The organism is Shewanella sp. MSW (assembly GCF_007636515.1).
Lineage (GTDB): Bacteria > Pseudomonadota > Gammaproteobacteria > Enterobacterales > Shewanellaceae > Shewanella > Shewanella indica.
Genome location: NZ_LVDR01000034.1, coordinates 1 through 2,314, shown reverse-complemented (window position 1 = coordinate 2,314; position 2,314 = coordinate 1). Strand labels below are relative to the sequence as shown.

Here is a 2,314-nt window from a genome sequence, read left to right as displayed (position 1 = left end):
GGGTTGGTAATGTTAGAATCATGATCTCGGCTCGGTTTGTGTGAGTTGGTTGGTTTGGCGATTGATCAGATCGCTTGAATCGAGCCGAGTTCCTTCTATTTTCGAAACTCAGTGATCTACATTTAGGAACTAATGAAATGGACACCTCCCCACAAAGACTTCAGTGAGCCATGCTGTAAGTGCAAACCAACAGCAATATGAAGAGGTGTCCCATGGAACAAATTATCGGAATTGATCTGGCAAAGCGAGTTTTTCAGGTGAATATCGTATCTGCGCAGGGTGAGAAGAAAGCGAATAAAATGATCACCCGTGAAAAATTGACGGCGTTTATTGTTCAGCAGCCTCCGTCCCGTATTGTGATGGAAGCGTGCGGCAGTGCAAATTACTGGTCACGCCAGTTCAGGCAATACGGACATGAAGTTAAACAAATCAGTCCACAGTATGTTGCCCCCTTCAGAATGGGCAGTAAAAATGACAAAAATGATGCAGCTGCAATTGTCGAAGCTGACAGTCGCCCGGGTATGCGCTATGTGCCGGAGAAGTCTATTGAACAGCAGGATATTCAGTGTCTGCACCGGGTTCGCCAGCGGCTGATGAAAAACAAAACCGCGCTGATTAACCAGATACGGGGGCTAGGCCTGGAATACGGTATTGCCATACCGGAAGGGGCTCATAAAATTATGGCCCACCTGCCTGAGCACCTGGAGGATGCAGAAAATGAGCTCACCACGCTCAGCCGGGAGCTGTTCCATGAGATGTTGCAGGAACTTCAGGACAATCAGCAGCGGATTAAAACTCTGGATCTGCGCCTTGCGCTTATCAGCCAGCAAAATGAGGATACCCTCAGACTGAAAAGCATACCTGGTATCGGGCCATTAGGGGCTTCAGCCTTGACGGTAGCTCTGGGCGACAGTGCTGATTTTCAGAATGGCCGGCATTTTGCCAGCTATCTGGGGCTGGTTCCGAAGGAGCACAGCAGTGGTGGTAAAGTCAAACTACTCGGGATAACAAAACGCGGAGATGGTTATCTGCGAGGACTGCTTATTCATGGCGCCCGCTCAGTGGTTTACCGGGTCATCAACCTTCCGGAAGAACGATGTGGAGGTCTCCAGCGGTGGCTGAAAGGTATTATTGCCCGAAGTGGCGTAAACAAAGCTGTAGTGGCGCTGGCTAACAAAAATGCCCGAATAGCGTGGGCGCTAATAAACCAAAAAACAGAGTATATCGTTAAGTAACTAACTGATTTTAATAAGTCCAAAGAGTTGATGTGCTGACAGGTAGAACCGACTCTCTGTGAACCTGACAAATAGCTGGGCTGCTAAAAGCCATGGCACTAATGAGGACAGAGAGTACGGATGTTCATCAGGGCTCACGAAGCCGGATATATGTGTGTGGCTACTTTGTCAGAAAGAGACCTGCCGGTGCTTGCATCGGAGAGGTGTCCATATAGCTATTTAGTACTTCCATTATGGGAGGAACTATTGGGGTAATCGCTGGAGGAATTTTTGGGCCTGCAGGTATGGTTGCTGGAGGTGTTTTTGGTGCTACAACAGGGCAAAGGTTCGGTTTGGCAATGTGTTCGATGTTATAAGAGGGGAAGAGAAAAATGCAAGAATTAACAGTTAAAGATACAGAGATAGTGAATGGTGGAATAAATTCTGGAGTATGTTCAGCTGCAATTGTCTCAGGCTCTGCACTTGCCGGCGGCATAGCTGCTGGATACTTCTCTCTGGGTCTAGGGTTCACTGGTGGGGCATCGGCTGGTGCCTTTTTCGGAGGATTTGTAGCAGCTGCGGTGTGCTATAGATAATCTTATGGGAAGGGGGGAACCCCTTCCATTAACAGATAAAGTTAATTATGAAAGATATAAACTTATATATTATATTAGCGTATGTTTTACTTGTTTTTATTTTGATTTTCCCAATTGGCACTCTTTCTAAGATTGTAATTTTTATTGTAGGGCACGTTGTTATCTTGCTAGCTTACATTTTTAAAAGAGGTAAGTAGAGATTATGTTCTAGGATTTTGCTAGTTTTTTAATGTTTTTATATATTGAGTTTTCTATAGCTTTAGGATTTTAGTATTCCTCTTGCGATATTTCAGTTTTTGAAAAAGTTAATGTTAGCTGTCGTTGTTATCCATTATTCCATAGGTTGTTTTTATTGGTAATATTAGTAATTATTTTAGCCAGAGTTTACATGTCATACATTATTGAGTGTTCAGGGCGGGATCCCACTTTAAATTGAACTTTTACGGTTGGTCATGATCTGATCTGCCTTGCCCTTAATCCACAGATGACCATGACCCTTTTGAA

At 44.6% G+C, this 2,314-nt stretch carries 1 protein-coding gene; it reads left to right on the top strand.

The window, feature by feature from the left end:
• Positions 1-212 precede the first annotated feature (212 nt).
• Complete coding sequence (locus tag AYI96_RS20150; RefSeq protein ID WP_144362223.1) at positions 213-1,235, top strand: IS110 family transposase; 1,023 nt, start codon at positions 213-215, stop codon at positions 1,233-1,235.
• Positions 1,236-2,314: the final 1,079 nt, after the last annotated feature.